An 18,139-nucleotide genomic window follows, 5' to 3' on the forward strand; every position below is an offset into this window, starting at 1 on the left:
GACGGTAATCGTTAGATTAATGAGCTTAAGTATCCTGATTGATGGCGATCAACACCTTACCCAATGGGTGAAACAAAATATTTATTTCTGATTGGATTGAACTCTACTATCTAGAACCATGCTTAAAACATTATTGGGCGACCCGAATAAGCGAAAGCTCAAAAAGTACCAACCCGATGTGGTTGAAATCAATCTCCTTGAAGAAGAAGTAGAGGTTCTCTCAGATCAGGAATTAAGAGCAAAAACTGATGAGTTCAAAGAGCGCCTGAAAAATGGTGAGACCTTGGATGATCTTTTGCCAGAAACGTTTGCCGTCGTGAGAGAGGCATCCAAGCGAGTATTAGGCATGCGCCACTTTGACGTTCAGCTTCTAGGCGGGATGATTCTGCATGATGGCCAAATTGCAGAAATGAAAACTGGCGAAGGTAAAACGCTAGTATCAACCTTGCCAGCATATCTAAATGCTCTAACTGGCAAGGGAGTTCATGCTATTACGGTGAACGATTATCTGGCCAGACGAGATGCGGAATGGATGGGGCAGGTTCATCGATTCTTGGGGTTGAGTGTAGGGCTGATTCAGCAGTCCATGTCTCCGACAGAGCGCAAGAAAAATTATGCTTGCGACATCACCTATGGGACCAATAGTGAGATTGGCTTCGACTATCTACGGGATAATATGTCAACTTCCATCGAGGAGGTTGTTCAGCGGCCCCTCAATTATTGCGTCATTGATGAGGTGGATTCTGTTCTAATTGATGAAGCACGAACTCCTCTAATTATTTCGGGTCAGGTTGAGCGACCAACGGAAAAATATTTAGATGCCTCTAAAGTTGCCAATGCTTTGCAACCCGAAGAGCATTACGAGGTGGATGAAAAGGCTCGCAACGTTATTTTGACGGATGAAGGCTTTGTTGAAGCAGAGAAAATCTTAGGAGTTAGCGATCTATTTGATCCTGAGGATCCCTGGGCTCACTATGTGTTCAATGCTATTAAAGCCAAAGAACTATTCATTAACGACGTTAATTACATCGTTCGTAATGATGAAATTGTCATTGTCGATGAGTTTACGGGTCGGGTGATGCCAGGGCGGCGATGGAGTGATGGCCTCCATCAAGCAATTGAGGCCAAGGAAAAAGTTGAGATCCAGAATGAGACACAGACTTTAGCCACGATTACCTATCAAAATTTATTCTTGCTTTATGACAAGTTGGCAGGGATGACGGGTACAGCTAAGACAGAAGAAGCTGAATTTGAAAAAATTTATAAGTTAGAAGTCACGATTGTACCGACTAATCGCTCTAATCAACGGCAAGACATCTCTGATGTGGTCTACAAGAGTGAAGAAGCAAAGTGGTTAGCCGTTGCCAATGAATGTGCTGATATGTACGAAGTTGGACGCCCCATCTTGGTAGGAACCACGAGTGTTGAGAAATCCGAGGTATTGTCAAAGCTTCTTTTGGAACGCAACATCCCGCATAACCTCTTGAATGCGAAACCAGAGAATGTTGAGCGGGAATCAGAGATTGTGGCTCAGGCAGGTCGAGAGGGCCGAGTGACCATTGCCACAAATATGGCGGGTCGAGGAACGGATATCATCTTGGGCGGTAATGCCGAATATATGGCGCGTCTCAAGGTACGAGAGTATTTGATGCCCCGAATTGTTCAACCCGAAGATGATAACCCGTTGTCCATGATGCAGGTCAAGCTGCCTGAGGCTGGCAGCCAAGGGTTTGGTGGAGACGGTCAGCAAAAGGGAATGCAGAGAAAAACCTGGAAGGTGTCACCCGAAATCTTCCCCACCACTATTTCTAAGGACGCTGAATCTTTATTGAAAGAAGCTGTAAACGCGGCGGTTAAGCAATATGGTGAACAGAGTTTGCCTGAATTACAAGCCGAAGATTTAATGGCGGTTGCTTCTGAAAAGGCGCCTACCGACGACCCCGTTATTCAGAAATTAAGAGAAGTCTACAACCTGATTCTGGAAGAATATGAAGCGTTCACCAGCAAAGAGCATGACAAGGTTGTAGAACGAGGGGGGCTTCATGTGATTGGTACAGAAAGACATGACTCTCGTCGCATTGATAACCAGTTGAGAGGCCGAGCAGGTCGTCAGGGTGATCCAGGTTCAACCCGCTTCTTCTTGAGTTTGCAGGACAATCTCTTGCGTATTTTCGGCGGTGACCGGGTTGCGGGCTTGATGAATGCTTTTCGGGTTGAAGAAGATATGCCCATTGAGTCTCGCATCTTGACGAGCAGCTTAGAAAATGCCCAAAAGAAGGTTGAAACCTACTACTACGATATTCGGAAACAAGTTTTTGAATATGATGAGGTGATGAATAATCAGCGACGGGCAATTTATGCTGAGCGTCGACGGGTCTTGGAAGGTGAAGATCTGAAAGAGCGGGTCATTGAATATGCTGAACAGACGATGGATGACATTGTTGAAGCCTATGTCAATCCAGAGCTACCCCCTGAAGAATGGAATTTAGAGCAATTAGTGGACAAGACCAAGGAGTTTGTCTATTTGCTGGAGGATTTGGAAGCCAGCCATATTGCTGATCTGTCCATGCCAGAAATGAAGATGTTCTTGCGGGAGCAGGTCCGTATTGCCTATGACCAGAAAGAGTCAGAGGTCAACGAGATGGAACCGACCTTGATGCGTCAGGCGGAACGATTTTTCATCTTGCAGCAGATTGATATGCTTTGGCGCGAGCACCTGCAGCAGATGGATGCATTGCGAGAGGCGGTTGGGCTTCGCGGCTATGGTCAGCAAGATCCGCTGATTGAGTATAAAAGTGAAGGGTATGAAGTCTTTTTGGATATGATGACTGCGATTCGTCGTAATGTGGTTTACTCTCTCTTCCAATTCCGACCACAACGGCAGCCTGAACCTTCTGAAGTAGCCTAGTTAGACCTGTTCCCTTTCATCTGTTGAGGTAAGGTCAGCCTACTGAGAATTCTCCCGTCTTCGAGCTGGGCAATCTCCATGCGTCCCCCTAAAAGTTCGATGATGGATTGGCAGGCGTTTAAATGGCGTCCAGGCCCTTTATCTAATAGGCTGGGTAATAATAAATCCCGGGTTTTTGCGGATTGAAAGTCTTGGATGAATTTAGGGTGAAGTTGTCCCTGATCGGTGATGGAAAGTTCAACCCATTTGGCATTGATGAGGCGACACCAAATATCAATCCGATCCCCTGGTTTCGAGCGATGGCAAGCCCCTACCAATAATTCGTAAAGTACAAGCTCTAACTTATTGCTGGTTCCTGTAAGAGTGGTATTGGATGTCAGATTATGGATCTGGGTCCATAATTGTCTGGATTGAACCAGGGGTTCTATCAGTTCCATGCAGCGCCGCAGGATACTAGCCAGGGGAATCGAATCTTGGGCGAGGCTGAGTTGCCAATCTTCAGTCTTGAATAAGGTATTGAGGGACGCGATTGCTGCTTGGTGTGAGTCGCGCTGAATCTCTATGGACTCGTCTTGGGATGATGCTGGAGGGGATTGTAAATCGGAAAGCTGGCTTAAGTTTGTTTCTAGTAAACGGTTTTTATACCAAGTTAAACTTTCCAAACTCATCCATTGTCGCTGCAGTAAGTTGGTTTCTCGCAGATATCGGTAACGACTGCCCAACTGCTGAACTAGAGTTTGTACCAGCTGTAGTTCTGTAGTCTTATAACGGAAATTTTCAGAAGTGCCGAGGACAATAGCACCCAGAGGAGTCGGAGAATCGGGTGATCGCAAGGGTATGACTAGGACTTGGGTGACCCCAGGACCATTTAACCAAATGCGAGTTTCCGGAGCGATGTTTTTGGCCGTTATTTTAATGATGGACTCAGATGGGTTAGAGAGTTGATCCGGCGAATGCAATAGTTCCGTAAAAAGCGGATCTTGATCCAATTGAATCATTTCGTCATCTGCGATGGTAAATTCGGGTGATGTTGCATGGCAGGAGACAATTTTTCCTTGGGTATGGCCAGGGATCCACAATATGCCTGCAGCGAGAGGCCCATCAAAAATATGGGTAATCAGTTCGATACCAGAAGTGATGAGTTGGGTAGGATCTTCTATTTTTAATAGGGTTTGCAGACCATTGTGGGCTAGGTCATATTGCTTAAGCTGGGATTGCTGAAGAATATAATCGCGCTGTTTTTGCTCAAAAGTACCAAGGGTTTGGGCAAACTCCTGTAAAAATTCAATTTCTTTGGGCTTCCAAGTACGGGTTCGATGATTGCCTAATACAAGGATCGTTTGGGGGGTTGAACTATTGGCTACCGTGCGGCAAAGCAGAAGAGAACGCAATCCCTGCTTGATCAGTGACTCTCGCCATGCCAAGAATCGTAGGTCTTCTTCAAGATCTGAGATGGAGATCGCACCGATGTTGCGCTCTAACATCCGTCTATCCACATCACTTAAAGGATGTAAGGACTCTGATAAAGGCCGAAGTTTGGGGCTGTGATACTGATATTCAATACGGAAGCCACCTGTTTGCTCATCCTGGCTCAGGAGTAAAAGTCGTTGGGTGTGTAAATGCCGACATAGATGTTCTGAAACCTTTTTAATCGTTCTAGGCCAATCCGTGGATTCAACCATCAATTGAGTGAATTGTCCCATCAAAGACTGGGTTTGGGAGGAGGCTGGGATGGGGTTATCCCCGACAGGGTTAAAAGCCGATAAACCCATTAACTGAGCTGAGGCTTGGATAAAGTTCTTTTCTTGTTCTTGCCATACTCGCGGTTCTTTGCCCTCGGCTGACAGAAATCCCATCAGATGTCCATTCCCCATAATGGGTGCGCAGAGAAAAGACCGAGATTTAGTTTGTTGCATTAAGCGCAATGGAACTTTGGCATTCACAGTACCTTGGCTTTCGCTGACCGATATCATCTGACCTGCGGATAAGGCTTGACAAAAAGGTTCAATTTCAGCAATCTGAACTTGTGCTTTAATCGGGCGTGCTCGACCTAAGCGACTACCCTGGCCAGGTTGATAAGTTACTTTTAAAGTGCAATTATTTTCTTCTAAATCTAACCAATACAAACCAGTAAAGGTGGGATCAATGGCCTGCTGTGTTGATTTCAAAATGACATTGACCCGTTCATCCCAATCCGTTAGGACACTCATCTGATTAATGAGGTGTGCTAGGGGTTGGGCTGGTGTCGAAACAGGCTCAATTGCCTCCTGGCTCAATCGATTGAAGGCTGCCCCTAGGGAGTGAGTTAATAGGGAGAGTAAAGTACTTTCTTCGGTGCGTGGATTTCTGCCCCAATGGACAGAACCTAACAATAGAATGCCTACACATTCTTTCCGGTATTGGATGGGGTAAAGAATAGCCCCTTGAATATCAAACCGTTGAGCAAGTTTTTGCCATTTACCAACCCGACCTTCTTCTTGGAGATTCATCACCTCGATGGGATTTCGGGTCAGTAAGGCTTGATCGAACAAATCTCCTGGAAGGACAGGATAGCGCTGACTAAAAGCGGTGGAATCGGCCTGGGGTAAACCACCACTTAAACCAATCAATTCGGATTGGTTAGCGTCGTACTGGGCAATCCACAATAGTGGGTAGTCCAACTCGGATTTCAAAAACGTTAAGGCACTATCTACTAAAGACTCAAGCTGATCATGATCCAGTAATCCTTCTATCAAAGTCTGGATTCTTACAAGTTGTTCTGGGCTGGATCGTCCTGCTCTTTGAATCATAAAGTAAGCCTAGAGGGCTGCAAGAATTGACACAATGGTGGTGCTAAACCAGAGTGTCTTGGTCTCGTCATCCCCTAGTGTTGCCTAATCACTAGCAAACTCTAACAATCAGATAAAAAATTTTGATTTTTGCAGATCAGCTAGTAATGGCCAATGCTTTGATGCAGGTGCACTTGAAAGCTTTAGGAATCGATACTCACTCTTGTTAGCCTAATCCAGGTAGGAGTTCTTTGACACCATCGGCAATGAACTCGATGGAAATAGCGGTGATGATTAATCCCATGACCCGACTAATCACATTCATACCTGTTTTACCCATCACAGTATCCATTAGAGGGGCAATGAGTAATCCCACCAAGGCAATTACAGAGACACTCAGAATTGCTAAACCAACGAGAATGGTATGTTCTATAGATTCCTGGGTATGCGCATAAACAATGACGGTACTGATGGCACCAGGGCCGCCGAGTAGAGGAATGGCAATGGGGACAACGGCAACAGGAGCATCCGGTAATGTCGGTGGTTCATTCGGATCGACGGTACCTGTTTCTGTGAGTTGGCGTGATTCGATGGTTTCTGCCCGTAACATGGATAATGCTGTTAGCAGTATTAATAAGCCTCCTGCGACTCGGAAGGACGGTAGGCTAATGCTAAAAAAGCTGAGAATGGCTTCTCCGGCGACAAGAGCCACTAACAGAACAATACTTAAAGCAATTGAGGATTGAAAGGCAATAAGACGCCTTTGGCTAGAGCCTTGCCCCTCTGTCAAGCTTAGGAAAATAGGGATGACACCCACAGGATTAACGATTGATGCGAGACCCGCCACTAATTTCAGATATTCTGGCAAGTCAAACACAATATGGATAGTCCTCGCTAACGGTTCTGTGGATTAAGGTAAATCTACGGTGCGAGTTGCGATCGCAACCCGATTCTCTCCTAGGACGTATAGTTCAATCCATTACAGACCATAGACTCTATCCTTCTAATTGTCAGCAATCTCAGTCTACAAACTTAGTTTTGAAAGAAGACTGAGGGATATAAAGCTAACTTTATTTATCTTCTCACAGTCGCAATGGAATCCCTGCAAAGCTCGGTGCCATGCAGAAGAAATATTGGTAACTCAAGCAACCCTAAATTCGGGCAGGTTCCCAATCCGCGAGGGCTTTTGTGGAGATGGATAACTGCTTTGGATCAACTAGGCGTTGCTGCAGGTGCTGCTTTAGGGTAGCCTGCTGTTCGATGGTGCCTGCGAGTAAAACACTGATTTTACCGACCAGAACCGTTCCCCAGTTGATTAAAATAATTCCGGTCCCAGTCTGAGGCTCGAACTCTAACCCCTTCAGATCAATATCTGCCAAAGAATGATGGTGAGTTTCAAACGTTTCGCAGCTCCATTGGGGAATGCCTAATTTTTCAGCAATCAAGGTTGGATAGGAAGACCCGTTAAATCGCGGGTTGCATTCGATGGCTAAATATTCCATTGCTGAGCCATTTTGTATTACTGCTGCATCAAAGGCGAACACCCCTTTCATACCTTGCTGAGCTAGCCATTCAGCCATCGGATCGAACAATGACCAAGGTTGATGCATGGTGGGATAGCGGTTACCACCATGCACACAGCCATTCAAAATTTGTTCGGAGGCTAATAGGTGTCTTACCCCATTTTCTGTGATTTGATACTGAAGATTGATAAAGGTTGAGGTGGCAACTTCTACTTGCACTTGAAAGGGAATCTGATTCCCCAATTCCAGCAGGGTGGCGGATAGCTGTCTAGAGCTGGTACAACGGACAATACCAAAGCCACTGTCAGAGACAGACGGTTTGAAATAGCAAGGATAAGCGAACCTATCTAGAGATGGAATCGCCTCAGCACTATGAAAACAGGCCGTAGAGGGAACCGCCATATTTAGGGTCTGAGCCAGGTGCATAAAATTATTTTTGGAGTTGATAAATTCAACTACCTGAAACCAGGATGCATCCATGGCCCGAAAGAGCTTTGCATGGGCACTACTTTTATGGACAGCATCACCAAATAAATAGACAGAAGGCTCATAGCCTTTACATTGCAAATGATCTAGAGATAGATCCCAAACCACGTTCTGAGAATGACTTAAGCCAACCTGCAAATAATGAGCACAGATAGCCCCCCATTCTGATTTCAGTGCTGGATGGATTTGGACAATATCGTCTTGTCCAGAAAGTCCAAGCACTCTACCTGAGTAAAGGTGAGTACCTCCAACAGCTTCATGGGTACTGGTCTGAATGTCGTGATTAAATATTTTCATTCCATTCTCTAGAAAGGCTAGCAAGTCTTAGAAAGACACTTCAAACCGCATCTTTCTGTAAACGATGTTAGGTAATGGGAGGATAAAATTTTTTATCCTCACCCTAGAGAAGGGTAATCTAATTTGCTAACTCATCAACAACTTTTCCTTGGAATTTATACTTTTATTAACCTTGATATTTTACCTGCAAAGCCATTGATCCATTAAAAGCGATGCACCAAACTTCTAATCATGCAGAAACAGCATATTCAAATCAAAAATGTGTTCTCTCAACTCATCAATAACCAGGGGGGCAAACGTCTCTATCTAACGACCAGAGAAGCTGTAATCTCCCTCTAAGTTCCCTTCTAGAAGTAAATTACAGCTATTTATTAATCCAAATAAAGATATCGTTAGAACTTTTGAAATATTTAAAATAACTGTCTTCTTCAGAGATCATTAACTTTGTATAAATGAAATAAATAATGTCTGTGCTATTGTTTAATCAATGCAGAAAGAATCTTTTTATATTGCATATGATCGCTTCATGAATATCAATATCAGTCTTAATGCATTTTTTGCATATTTTTTGCTTTTTTGAATATTTAAATCAGTTAACCGCTTTTAGTTTGTTATTTCTTAATGGGCTGATTGAATGCTGATGCCATCCATGTTTTATTTTCCCTTTAGCTATGGGATGAATTTAAGAAATTTTGGATTGTCGTATTGATGGTGCGATCTCACCCCAATCCCCACTGAACCTAACGGAGAAACACACGGTATGAGAATTTTCAATCATGACATTATGAACTGCACCCATGAGCAGGTACAGGGTAACTATCTGTATTCCGGGCGGGTGCTGGGGTTGACGGAACCCGATGATGTCATTCAACTGCACCCAGAACTGAAATCAGAATGGCGGGCAATCACGGAGCACTATCATCGCATTGGCCTCCATCACACGCATCAGGTGGTTTGGGACGTTTCCCTCAGTCGAATTGCCGAGAATCCTGAACTAGAGCGATCTGTTTTTTACTTTGGTGATGCGGTTAATCATGAGAGTTCCTACGCCGAACAATGTCGGCAGTTAGACCAAAATTGGTATGGCGTGGTGGATTATGTGAATTCCAAGAACAACTTTATGGACTTGGCCCATACCTTGGGGGTTACCGTGCCCCAAACCTTGTGTTTTGATGATAAGTCAGCCATCGACCTGGACGCAGATATTCCTTATCCCTGTTATCTCAAACCCTCTATATCGGTGGATGGTGTGGGTATTGTGCGGTGTGAAGATGAGCCGCATCTCCTATCGGCTTTACAAGGGCTGCCAGACTATATGCCGTTCCAAATTCAAGAAGAGGTCCAAGCCATCAGTTTTTTGAATTTGCAATACCAAGTGACAGCTGAAGGGGTAGAGCCCTTGGCTGCTTCCGAACAAATTCTAGATGGTTGTGCCCATAGCGGTAATCGCTATCCCACTCATCATCAGCCCTGGGATGTGGTTGAACCCATGGCCCAATGGATGGCACAACAAGGCATGAAGGATATTTTTGCCTTTGATGTTGCCGTAGCTGAGCATGAAGAAGGGCCTCGCTATTTAGCCATTGAATGTAATCCTCGGTTTAATGGGGCTTCTTATCCCACGGGAATTGCTCGGAAACTCAATATTACGAGCTGGACCAGTGAAACCTTCATCACCTCAGCCCGCTCTTTACAACAGGTCGATTTAACGGATATTGAGTACAACTCCCATACTCAGCAGGGGATTGTAATTGTGAATTGGGGCAGTATCTTGATTGGTAAACTGGTCATCCTACTTGCCGGATCGCCAGAGCAGCAAAACCGTTTGAGAGAACAGCTAAAGCAGCGACTTTGAGGGGGCGAGATAAATATAGTCTAGACCAGCCATTTGTTGCGAGAATAGGATTCAAGCTTGGCAACAGATTCTGTCTATGGATCCCAAGTGAGGATTATCCTTGTGGCGATCTTGTATATGGAATCAAGTGATACCCTTTTAGTCTCCCGTTCTCCCCCATCATGTCTTCTACCTACTCCTTAATGATTCATGGGGGCGCTGGTGCCCTACAACATATTCAAGCCGAGGGCAGTGAAGAGGACTTTGCCCAAAGTATCAATGGCATTTTGGAGCAGGGACGCCAAAAGCTGCAGCAGGGGGAGCTTGCTCTAAATGTGGTAGAGCATTGTGTCAGCTTGTTAGAAGATGATCCGCTGTACAACGCTGGACGCGGATCCGTCCTCAATGAGTATGGCGAAGTAGAGATGGATGCGGCCATTATGAATGGTCAAGATTTGGCTGCAGGTGCAATCACAGGCATCAAAAATATCAAGAACCCAATTTCTCTTGCCCGCCTAGTACTCAAAAAAAGCGAGCATGTAATGCTGGTGGGCCATGGTGCCATGGAGTTCGCTGAATTATGGGGCGTGGAATGCTTACCTGATGAGTATTTTGTGATTGAAGCGCGCGTGAAACAGTTTCAAGAAGCCAAAAAGGCGGGCAAGATGGTGCTGGATCATGAAGATATTGAGCAGGAACCCCAACGCAAGTTTGGAACCGTAGGCGCGACAGCCTTTGACTTGGAAGGCAATTTAGCGGCAGCCACCTCAACGGGGGGCATTGTTAATAAGCGATGGGGGCGTGTGGGCGACTCGCCGATTATTGGTGCTGGCGTATTTGCGGACAATGAGACCTGTGCAGTTTCGGCAACGGGATATGGAGAGCAGTTTATGCGGACTGTGCTTGCCAAAACGATTTCAGACCATATTCTCTTCCAATCTCTGACTGCTGCTCAGGCTGCTGAGGCTGGCATGGCGTATTTAGTATCCAAGGTCAAAGGTTTGGGGGGCGTGATCGTTATTGATGCCGAAGGCAGATGTGGTGCTGGCCACTCCACCTCCGGCATGATTTATGGTTGGATTGAGCATGGGGGTGATTCCCATTTTCAATTGACCTAGCAGCCTGTTCCATGCGGTCTGCTGGAAGTCGTTTGGGCCGTTAAATAAATACGGCCTTGCGCATCCTGAGTCCATCCTTTTGCTTCAACAATCTGGATGGGGGGTTTAACTATGGCAGAATTGTTTGGATGATCGTGCACAGCACTCAGATGCGCTGAATGGTTCGGTCTGAGATCTTGCCATACCGTATGGGGGGTTAAGTATCGACCTGGCCCCGAAGGAAGTCCTCCGCGACCAATATGGGTAAAAGAACTACCACCCAATGTTTGTCCAGGTCGGCAGCCTTGGACAATGTTTTCTAGTGGTGGAACGACAGCAGGTAGCTCCACTAGGCTCTGGCTAGGATCTACTTCAGGGCTATTGATTTCGATAACACCATTAATTCCTTGTTGAGAGCTGGCTGTAATATCGCTGAAAGGGGTGACTGTGTCGCGAGACGCAAAACCGAAAATACCTTGAGTGCTGATGGTAATGTTCCCACCATCTCCATCAAAGGCGTTGGCAATAATATCGCTGTTTTCGAAGGGAGAAGCAATCAGGAATTGAGTGTTGATATTAATATTGCCACCATTCCCGAGTCCTTCGGATTCTGTGGAAATGAGGCTATTGTTCCGTAATTGCAAGATGTCCTTGACCGTGAGATTTAAGTTGCCACCTTCACCTGAAGCAGTTTCTGCAATAATTGCTCCTTGATTATTTAATAAAACAGAATCGGCTGTGATGCTTAACCCACCAGCATTACCGCTACCAATATGCTGCACACCAATACGCCCCCCATCCGCGAGGGTTATGTGTTGCGATTGAATGGTGACTTCTCCTGTATTGCCTGTGGGTTGAGAGGGGAGAAAGAACGCATTACGAGTAGCCTCATTGAGAACCAAAGTGTTTGATGCGATTTGAGCTGGGAGGTTATTGGTGGCTCGACCCTTTACTAACACCGATTTTGTGGCATTGATAAATAATCTACCCGCGTTACCACTGGCTAATGTGCCAGTGTTGATCTGTCCCCCCTCTAAGACTTTCAAATGCTGCGTGTTGATGGTGGTATTGCCAGCATTACCTGGACCTAATGTGAACGTACCTAAGATACTGGGTGAAGGATTAAATGGACTGTTGTTGATACCAATGACGTTGACTTTAGCGGCATCAATTGTGAGATTGCCGCCATTCCCCTCTCCAATATTCGGTGGCAGTGGGCCGGAATTAATGGAAGAGGAAAATACGGCAGATGAAAGGCTGCCTCCATCTTCAACCGTGAGATTTTGAGTCAAGATGGAAACATCACCACCCTTTCCTGTCCCGTTGGTGATGCTTCCTAAAAAGCTGATAAAGTCTGGAGCCAACTGAGAGGCACCAGTAACAGTGATTGCCTGATCCGCTTTAACGGTTACATTGCCGACATTGCCTGCACCTGGGGTAAACCCTTGATTGCCGAAAGAAATTTTGATGCCTCTCGTACTAATTTGTGCACCATTGACGAGATGTAATCGCTGAGTTGAAACGTTGACATTGCCCGCATCACCGAAGCCAAATGTGATCGTCGAGATGTTGCTCACAGAATCGATCGCAAAAGGATTGACCTCTTTGGCAAAGATGAACTGAGAGGCATTGACTGCAATATCGCCACCGTTACCCAAGGTAAAAGGGCCCACAACAGTTGTAATTCTGCCACCATCCAGAAGGGTTAATGAGCCTGTATTAACATCGATTCGGCCTCCTTCTCCTGGGCCGAAATTTTCGCTGGAAATACGAGTATTGAGATTATTGCCAAACTCTCGTCTGGTATTGACGGTGGGGGATGCTGCTCCACTTAAAAAGAGGGTGTCGGCATTGATCAACACATTTCCAGATCTGCCATTGCCGATACTTAGGGTCTGAATACGCCCTCCATCGCGTATGGATAGGTTAGGGGCATCTACACGGATACGTCCGCCTTTGCCTTGTGCCCCTCTTTCAACCACAGTTGCAATCCAGGAACTAAAGGGAAAGAAGCTATCTACTTCACCGCCAATCTCTAGGGATTGACTGGCTTGGACATTGATATCTGCGCCAGGTTGATCGGCCAACGTTTGGGCTCGAACTTCAGACTGGTTGAGACGGATGTGACGGCCCTGAATTTGAATCCCTCCAAAAGGATTGCTAACCACATTGGGATTTAATAGGGCCGATTCTGACAGCAACTGAATATCGCTAAAGGCCTGAACCTGGTTGTACTTTAGATTCCATCCAATTGCAGAGGGAGAAAGGGTGACAGAGCCTCTACTGACGCTACCCACTTCAATCCGTCCAGATTCTACGATGGCTGTGCCGCCGTTAAATTGAACATTACGGCCTACTAGAGCTAGGGTTTGACTGGGTGGGAGGGCTAATGTGCCCCGCACCATAATCCGTCCAGATTGGGTTCCATTGAACAGAAGCCCCGTTGGTCTAGAAATGGTTAAGAGGGGTGGCGGTTGTGGATTAGCCGTACTCAGTACACTGCCGTCTTGAAACTGAACGCCAACTGCAGTGCTAGCAAGAAATGAGCCACCAATATCCAGGCTGGAATTGGGACCAAAGATGATGCCATTGGAATTGAGAAACAGTAAGTTAGCGTTGCTATTTACTTTGATAACGCCATCAATATTGGATATGGAGTTTCCGGTAACTCGACCAATGATGTTGTCGATGGCAGGAACAGAATTGAACGTCGCTTGATTGGTATTGGTTAGAGAAAATTCCTCAAAACTATGAAAGAGATTGTTCCCTGCAGTTGTTCCACCTTCAATAAAAATATTGTTGCCATTGGCCGTGACCTGGGAATTAATTGGTAGGGTTTGGTCGGGAATGATCTGGGCCTGGAGAGGGTGAGGGGCCAACAAGCGCAGGGGAAGCATTCCACCTATGAGATATCGGATCTTAACGATAGGTAGGGCTGTCCAGGATTGATGCTTTCTCAAATAAACAAAATTGGGCCTCAAGCCAGGTTCACGGTTCAAAGGGATTACTAGGCTGCAACAATTACTTTTCAGCCCAGGATTATGACTTTATTCAAGCCGTAATAAAAGTTAAGAAAATCGATATTTATTGAAGCTTTTTTATTTTTAAAATAGTCTTTGCATTAGCTATGAATAGAAATACCAATTGATTTATATATAAAATTAGGAATACAGGTTCTTAATAGCCATCTCTGCATTTATTTCAGTAAATTAATTTAAATGAGTGAATCGTGAAATAGTATTTTGTGAATAGCTAAAATATCTATTGATAATTAACGAAAAAATAAAATTTAATTTATGAACATACAAAAAACAAATAAGTAATTTCATGCTAAAAATTCATGAATTTCATCTAATTTAAGATAAAATGACTCTAGTGAATTAATTAACGCCAGCACGCTAGCTTCAGCCTGAGAATGCGGAAGCTAGCGTGCTGGATTAGATATAAGCAGAGAATTAATTATTTCACCTGGGCAATCAGGGTGCGGTGACGAGGACTGTTGCAAGTGAGAGAGGGCTGTTGGAAACCGGCCTCAACAAAAGCTTGCTGAATATCAAAGGTGAAGTAGTCGTCGAGGTAGGGCTCAGTACTCTTGAGGAGGGTCAGCACATAGGGGGGCAGCTTGCGATGGATATCGGAGTTGGGATTCATATCCATAATGGCTAAATGCCCTTGGGGCCGCAACAGGCGATGGGCTTCGGCAAAAATATTACAGATGGCTGTGCGGGGTAACTCGTGACAGACCAGGCAAATGGAGACTAAATCAAAACTGTTATCCGGTAAGCTAGTCTCTTCTGCAGCGCGGTGAATCCACTGGAGAGAGTCATTGGCGGGGGTATTGTGGTTTGCGATCGCCAAAAAATACGGTGACAAGTCCAACCCCGTTAACCGAGCTTCTGGATAGGTCTCTTGCAGTGCTAAGGTACTTAAACCAACACTACAGCCCATATCCAAAATATCTTTGGGGGCTGTTGCAATTTTCTCCTGCATCACCGCGTGGTAGCTCTGGCGCAAGCGGCTATCCCCCTTGGCACCCGCCTCCGGCCAAATTCGGGCATGGGCAGCATAGGAGGCCACTTCTACTTCTGTCGCCGCTTCCCAACTTAAGTTTCCTGACTCGTAAGCATGGAAGGAAACCACGTAATAGTTTGGATAGTCCAAATCGGGGGTTTGAATGGCTTGTCGCTCTGCTTCCCACACGTCTAATCCCCGATCCATAAGGGATGAGGCTCGTTTTCGCCAGGGCACTCCGATTGACTCTGCCCGCTCAATCATCATTTTGCGGGCTTGGAACTTAGCAAAGTTAGCCAGCGGCTTGATGGCTAAGAGACCATTGACGACGCGAGACGCAAGTCGGGGTGCTTGGGGGGAAGCAGCAGTCATTTTTTAAAACGATTTCTATATGGAAATGAACAGGAATAGCCTCATTATGACAAACAACGCCCCCGAAATTGAGTCAAAACCTGTGTCCTAAAACTGCTTGGGTTGAGCTGATGCTGGCTTGAAACCCACCCTTGATGCCCATTAAAATAGGGCGACGCAGGCCCGTTGACGATGCTTGCTGATGCAGTACCTAATGGGGGTAAGGAAAAGTAATGGCAGATTGGCAGACCATTCCAGGCGGGGTGACCGCTCCCCAGGGATACCGCGCAGCAGGTATGGCAACAGGCTTAAAGCCATCAGGGGCAAAAGATTTGGCTCTGATTGTGTCCGATGTCAAAGCCCATGGAGCTGGGGTCTTTACGACCAATCGGGTCAAAGCTGCTTGTGTGACCTATAGCCAGGACCGGATCCAAACCGGTCCAACCGAGATTCAGGCAATTTTGTGCAATTCTGGCCAGGCAAATGCGGGAACAGGCCCCCAGGGAGACGCCATTGCGATCGCACAAGCAAAGAGCGCGGCCCAAACCTTGGGACTGACTCCGGAAGCCATTCTGATTGCTTCGACTGGGGTAATTGGTGAACAAATCCCGATTGATAAGGTGGAGGCGGCGATGCCTCAACTGGTGGGGCAGCTTTCCACTGAAGGGTCTGATCAAGCCGCCCAGGCGATTATGACCACTGACTTAGTGCCAAAAACCATTGCTTTGGAAACTCACATTGGTGGGCAGCCAGTTCGAGTAGGGGGTATCGCCAAAGGTTCTGGCATGATTCATCCTGACATGGCGACCTTGTTAGTGTTTGTCACCTGTGATGCTCAGGTGGAACCGACGTTATGGCAGCTAATGATTGGGCGAGCTGCAGATCGCAGTTTTAATCAAGTCACGGTGGATGGAGATACCAGTACCAACGATATGCTGTTAGCCCTAGCGAATGGCCAATCTGCCGCTCCAGCCATTCAGGGTCCCAGCCCTGAAGCCGAGCAAGTGGAAGCTCTGGTGACGGAAGTTTGTAAGCAGTTGGCACAAAAAATTGCCCGAGATGGAGAAGGGGCGACTTGTCTAATTGAAGTGCAAGTCCAGGGGGCAACTGATGAAGCGAGCGCCCAAAAGATTGCCAAAACCATTGCCGGGTCGATGTTAGTGAAATCGGCGGTGTTTGGCCGTGACCCCAATTGGGGCCGAATCGCGATGGCGGCAGGTCGGGCAGGGGTAGATTTTGATGCGACCCAGCTCCATATTCAGTTGGGGGATTTCGTCCTGATGCATCATGGCACTCCCCAAGCGTTTGATCGAGAGGCGGCTAGCCAATATCTCCATCAAGATCCGGTGATGATTCAGGTTAGCGTCGGTGATGGAGCTGGGATGGGCAAAGCTTGGGGCTGTGATTTGAGCTATGACTACGTCAAAATCAATGCTGAATATACGACCTAAAGCTTTAATGGAATGTTGAATACCTAAAGGACTGGCCGTTTTGTATTACACATACTACGATTAAGCTCTGCTCATTTTCGTAGATGATGGGTAGCCATACCGTTTAGTTTCACAAGACCATGCAACCCCATTTGATTGTGCCGGTGGGTACCCAAGTGGTCAGCCGGGTCGATGTTAATACTGAGTCAGGTGTCTGTCTCGCAGGAGCTGTTGGCAAGATTGTCAAAGCCCCCACGGATAATTCCCATTCCTATGAAATTGAATTGGCCGATGGCCGCTGTTTATATTTACAGCGGCATCAGTTTAGCCTGCGTAAACAGTATCAGACTCAAGGGTTTCCCGACTTTTTGGCAGACTACAACCTGCAAGATTATGTGATTTATCGCTGTGTGGTCGGTTCACGAGCTTATGGTTTAGATGACGAGTATTCCGATTGCGATCGCAGAGGTATCTATCTCCCCCCAGCCCCCTTGCATTGGTCTCTGTACGGAATTCCCGAGCAGATTGAGGATAAACCCGCTCAAGAATGCTATTGGGAATTGCAGAAGTTTATCTTGTTGGCCCTAAAAGCCAATCCCAATGTTCTGGAATGTCTCTATTCCCCCCTAATTGAAACGGCAACGCCCCTGGCACAAACGCTGCTGAACCATCGCACTATGTTTTTATCCCGGTTGGTCTATCAAACCTACAACGGCTATGCCCTCTCCCAGTTCAAAAAAATGGAGCAGGATTTACGGTCCAAAGGCCATATCCGCTGGAAGCATGCTATGCATCTAATTCGGCTGCTCTTGTCTGGGATTACCGTCCTCAAGGAAGGGTTTGTCCCCGTCGATATGAGCGACTATCGTGAACGTCTGCTAGGGATAAAATACGAGGACTGGACTTGGCCCCAGGTGGATCAGTGGCGGCTGCAGCTCCATCGGGAGTTCGAGCAGGCTTTTGCTCACACCCAGCTACCAGAACGGCCTAACTATGAACAAGCCAATGCTTTTTTGATCGAAGCGCGACGAAGCATGGTGTAAGACAAGGAGAGCTAGCAATGGCAAATTCAATTATGGTAATTGCCCCTTATCGATATGAAGAGATGTGGGTATTTGACGATCCGCAAGCGGGATTAGTGCAGGAACCCTTTGTTAGTGGTATTCCCCAAATGATCGATCGGTTGGTGGTCGATATTCCTAAAGCTGAGCAAGGATTCAAGCTGATCTTTGCTCAAACTCCTTTTCCGGGGTATCAAGCTCAGCTAGACTGGCTGCGGCAAGAATTTGGAGGTCATTGGTATCGCTGGTCGGCGGAGGAAATGGAAGGGTGGCTCTGTCCAGCCCTGTTTAAATACTTTGCCGATGCGCCGCCCCAACTCTTTTGCCAAGCTGAGGCGAAGTTATTCCAGTGCGATGCTTGAGGTGCTGGTTC

General features: G+C 46.4%; 11 protein-coding genes. 6 read left to right on the forward strand and 5 right to left on the reverse strand.

Features of this window, described 5'->3' with window-relative positions; translation table 11 throughout:
* The first annotated feature begins 118 nt into the window (after nt 1–118).
* Nucleotides 119–2,908, forward strand: coding sequence for a preprotein translocase subunit SecA (gene secA, locus AM1_RS04830; protein WP_012161679.1), 2,790 nt, complete (start codon nt 119–121; stop codon nt 2,906–2,908).
* Here secA and AM1_RS04835 read toward each other — a convergent pair.
* The 3 genes from AM1_RS04835 to AM1_RS04845 form a co-directional block, all read right to left on the reverse strand.
* Nucleotides 2,905–5,697: a sensor histidine kinase gene (locus AM1_RS04835; protein ID WP_012161680.1), complete on the reverse strand. Its 2,793-nt coding sequence runs from the start codon at nt 5,695–5,697 to the stop codon at nt 2,905–2,907. The genes secA and AM1_RS04835 overlap by 4 nt on opposite strands.
* A 205-nt stretch (nt 5,698–5,902) precedes the next feature.
* Entirely contained in the window at nt 5,903–6,553 is a 651-nt protein-coding gene (locus AM1_RS04840; protein ID WP_012161681.1) for a MarC family protein, read from the reverse strand.
* A 274-nt stretch (nt 6,554–6,827) separates the two neighbouring features.
* Nucleotides 6,828–7,982 carry an ATP-grasp domain-containing protein gene (locus AM1_RS04845; RefSeq protein ID WP_012161682.1) on the reverse strand — a complete coding sequence of 385 codons (1,155 nt, stop codon included), beginning with the start codon at nt 7,980–7,982 and terminating at the stop codon, nt 6,828–6,830.
* 760 nt (nt 7,983–8,742) lie between these two features.
* Between AM1_RS04845 and AM1_RS04850 the strand changes: the two genes are divergently transcribed.
* Together AM1_RS04850 and AM1_RS04855 are read left to right on the forward strand one after the other, a co-directional pair.
* Nucleotides 8,743–9,837 (forward strand): ATP-grasp domain-containing protein, encoded by a 1,095-nt coding sequence (locus tag AM1_RS04850; protein WP_012161683.1) that lies wholly within the window; start codon nt 8,743–8,745, stop codon nt 9,835–9,837.
* Nucleotides 9,838–9,998: 161 nt separating this feature from the next.
* The gene (locus AM1_RS04855; RefSeq protein WP_012161684.1) at nt 9,999–10,934 is read left to right on the forward strand and encodes an isoaspartyl peptidase/L-asparaginase family protein; all 936 of its coding nucleotides are present in this window, start codon (nt 9,999–10,001) and stop codon (nt 10,932–10,934) included.
* On the opposite strand, the gene AM1_RS04860 is transcribed toward AM1_RS04855, so the two are convergent.
* Nucleotides 10,931–13,810: a two-partner secretion domain-containing protein gene (locus AM1_RS04860; protein WP_012161685.1), complete on the reverse strand. Its 2,880-nt coding sequence runs from the start codon at nt 13,808–13,810 to the stop codon at nt 10,931–10,933. The genes AM1_RS04855 and AM1_RS04860 overlap by 4 nt on opposite strands.
* Before the next feature lie 562 nt (nt 13,811–14,372).
* Nucleotides 14,373–15,296, reverse strand: coding sequence for a class I SAM-dependent methyltransferase (locus AM1_RS04865; RefSeq protein WP_012161686.1), 924 nt, complete (start codon nt 15,294–15,296; stop codon nt 14,373–14,375).
* Nucleotides 15,297–15,508: 212 nt separating this feature from the next.
* Here AM1_RS04865 and argJ point away from each other — a divergent pair, with 212 nt between their 5' ends.
* The 3 genes from argJ (at nt 15,509) to AM1_RS04880 (ending at nt 18,128) form a co-directional block, all read left to right on the forward strand.
* Nucleotides 15,509–16,726 (forward strand): bifunctional glutamate N-acetyltransferase/amino-acid acetyltransferase ArgJ, encoded by a 1,218-nt coding sequence (gene argJ, locus AM1_RS04870; RefSeq protein ID WP_012161687.1) that lies wholly within the window; start codon nt 15,509–15,511, stop codon nt 16,724–16,726.
* Nucleotides 16,727–16,845: 119 nt separating this feature from the next.
* Entirely contained in the window at nt 16,846–17,748 is a 903-nt protein-coding gene (locus AM1_RS04875; RefSeq protein WP_012161688.1) for a nucleotidyltransferase domain-containing protein, read from the forward strand.
* 17 nt (nt 17,749–17,765) lie between these two features.
* Nucleotides 17,766–18,128 carry a DUF6717 family protein gene (locus AM1_RS04880; protein ID WP_012161689.1) on the forward strand — a complete coding sequence of 121 codons (363 nt, stop codon included), beginning with the start codon at nt 17,766–17,768 and terminating at the stop codon, nt 18,126–18,128.
* The last annotated feature ends 11 nt before the right edge of the window (nt 18,129–18,139 follow it).

The sequence above is a fragment of the Acaryochloris marina MBIC11017 genome (assembly GCF_000018105.1).
Lineage (GTDB): Bacteria > Cyanobacteriota > Cyanobacteriia > Thermosynechococcales > Thermosynechococcaceae > Acaryochloris > Acaryochloris marina.

Coding starts and splice junctions, on each gene's coding strand:
- AM1_RS04835 (WP_012161680.1), bottom strand. CDS start 5,697: ATGATTCAAAGAGCAGGACGATCCAGCCCAGAACAACTTGTAAGAATC.
- AM1_RS04855 (WP_012161684.1), top strand. CDS start 9,999: ATGTCTTCTACCTACTCCTTAATGATTCATGGGGGCGCTGGTGCCCTA.
- AM1_RS04875 (WP_012161688.1), top strand. CDS start 16,846: ATGCAACCCCATTTGATTGTGCCGGTGGGTACCCAAGTGGTCAGCCGG.
- AM1_RS04860 (WP_012161685.1), bottom strand. CDS start 13,810: ATGCTTCCCCTGCGCTTGTTGGCCCCTCACCCTCTCCAGGCCCAGATC.
- AM1_RS04845 (WP_012161682.1), bottom strand. CDS start 7,982: ATGAAAATATTTAATCACGACATTCAGACCAGTACCCATGAAGCTGTT.
- AM1_RS04850 (WP_012161683.1), top strand. CDS start 8,743: ATGAGAATTTTCAATCATGACATTATGAACTGCACCCATGAGCAGGTA.
- AM1_RS04880 (WP_012161689.1), top strand. CDS start 17,766: ATGGCAAATTCAATTATGGTAATTGCCCCTTATCGATATGAAGAGATG.
- argJ (WP_012161687.1), top strand. CDS start 15,509: ATGGCAGATTGGCAGACCATTCCAGGCGGGGTGACCGCTCCCCAGGGA.
- secA (WP_012161679.1), top strand. CDS start 119: ATGCTTAAAACATTATTGGGCGACCCGAATAAGCGAAAGCTCAAAAAG.
- AM1_RS04865 (WP_012161686.1), bottom strand. CDS start 15,296: ATGACTGCTGCTTCCCCCCAAGCACCCCGACTTGCGTCTCGCGTCGTC.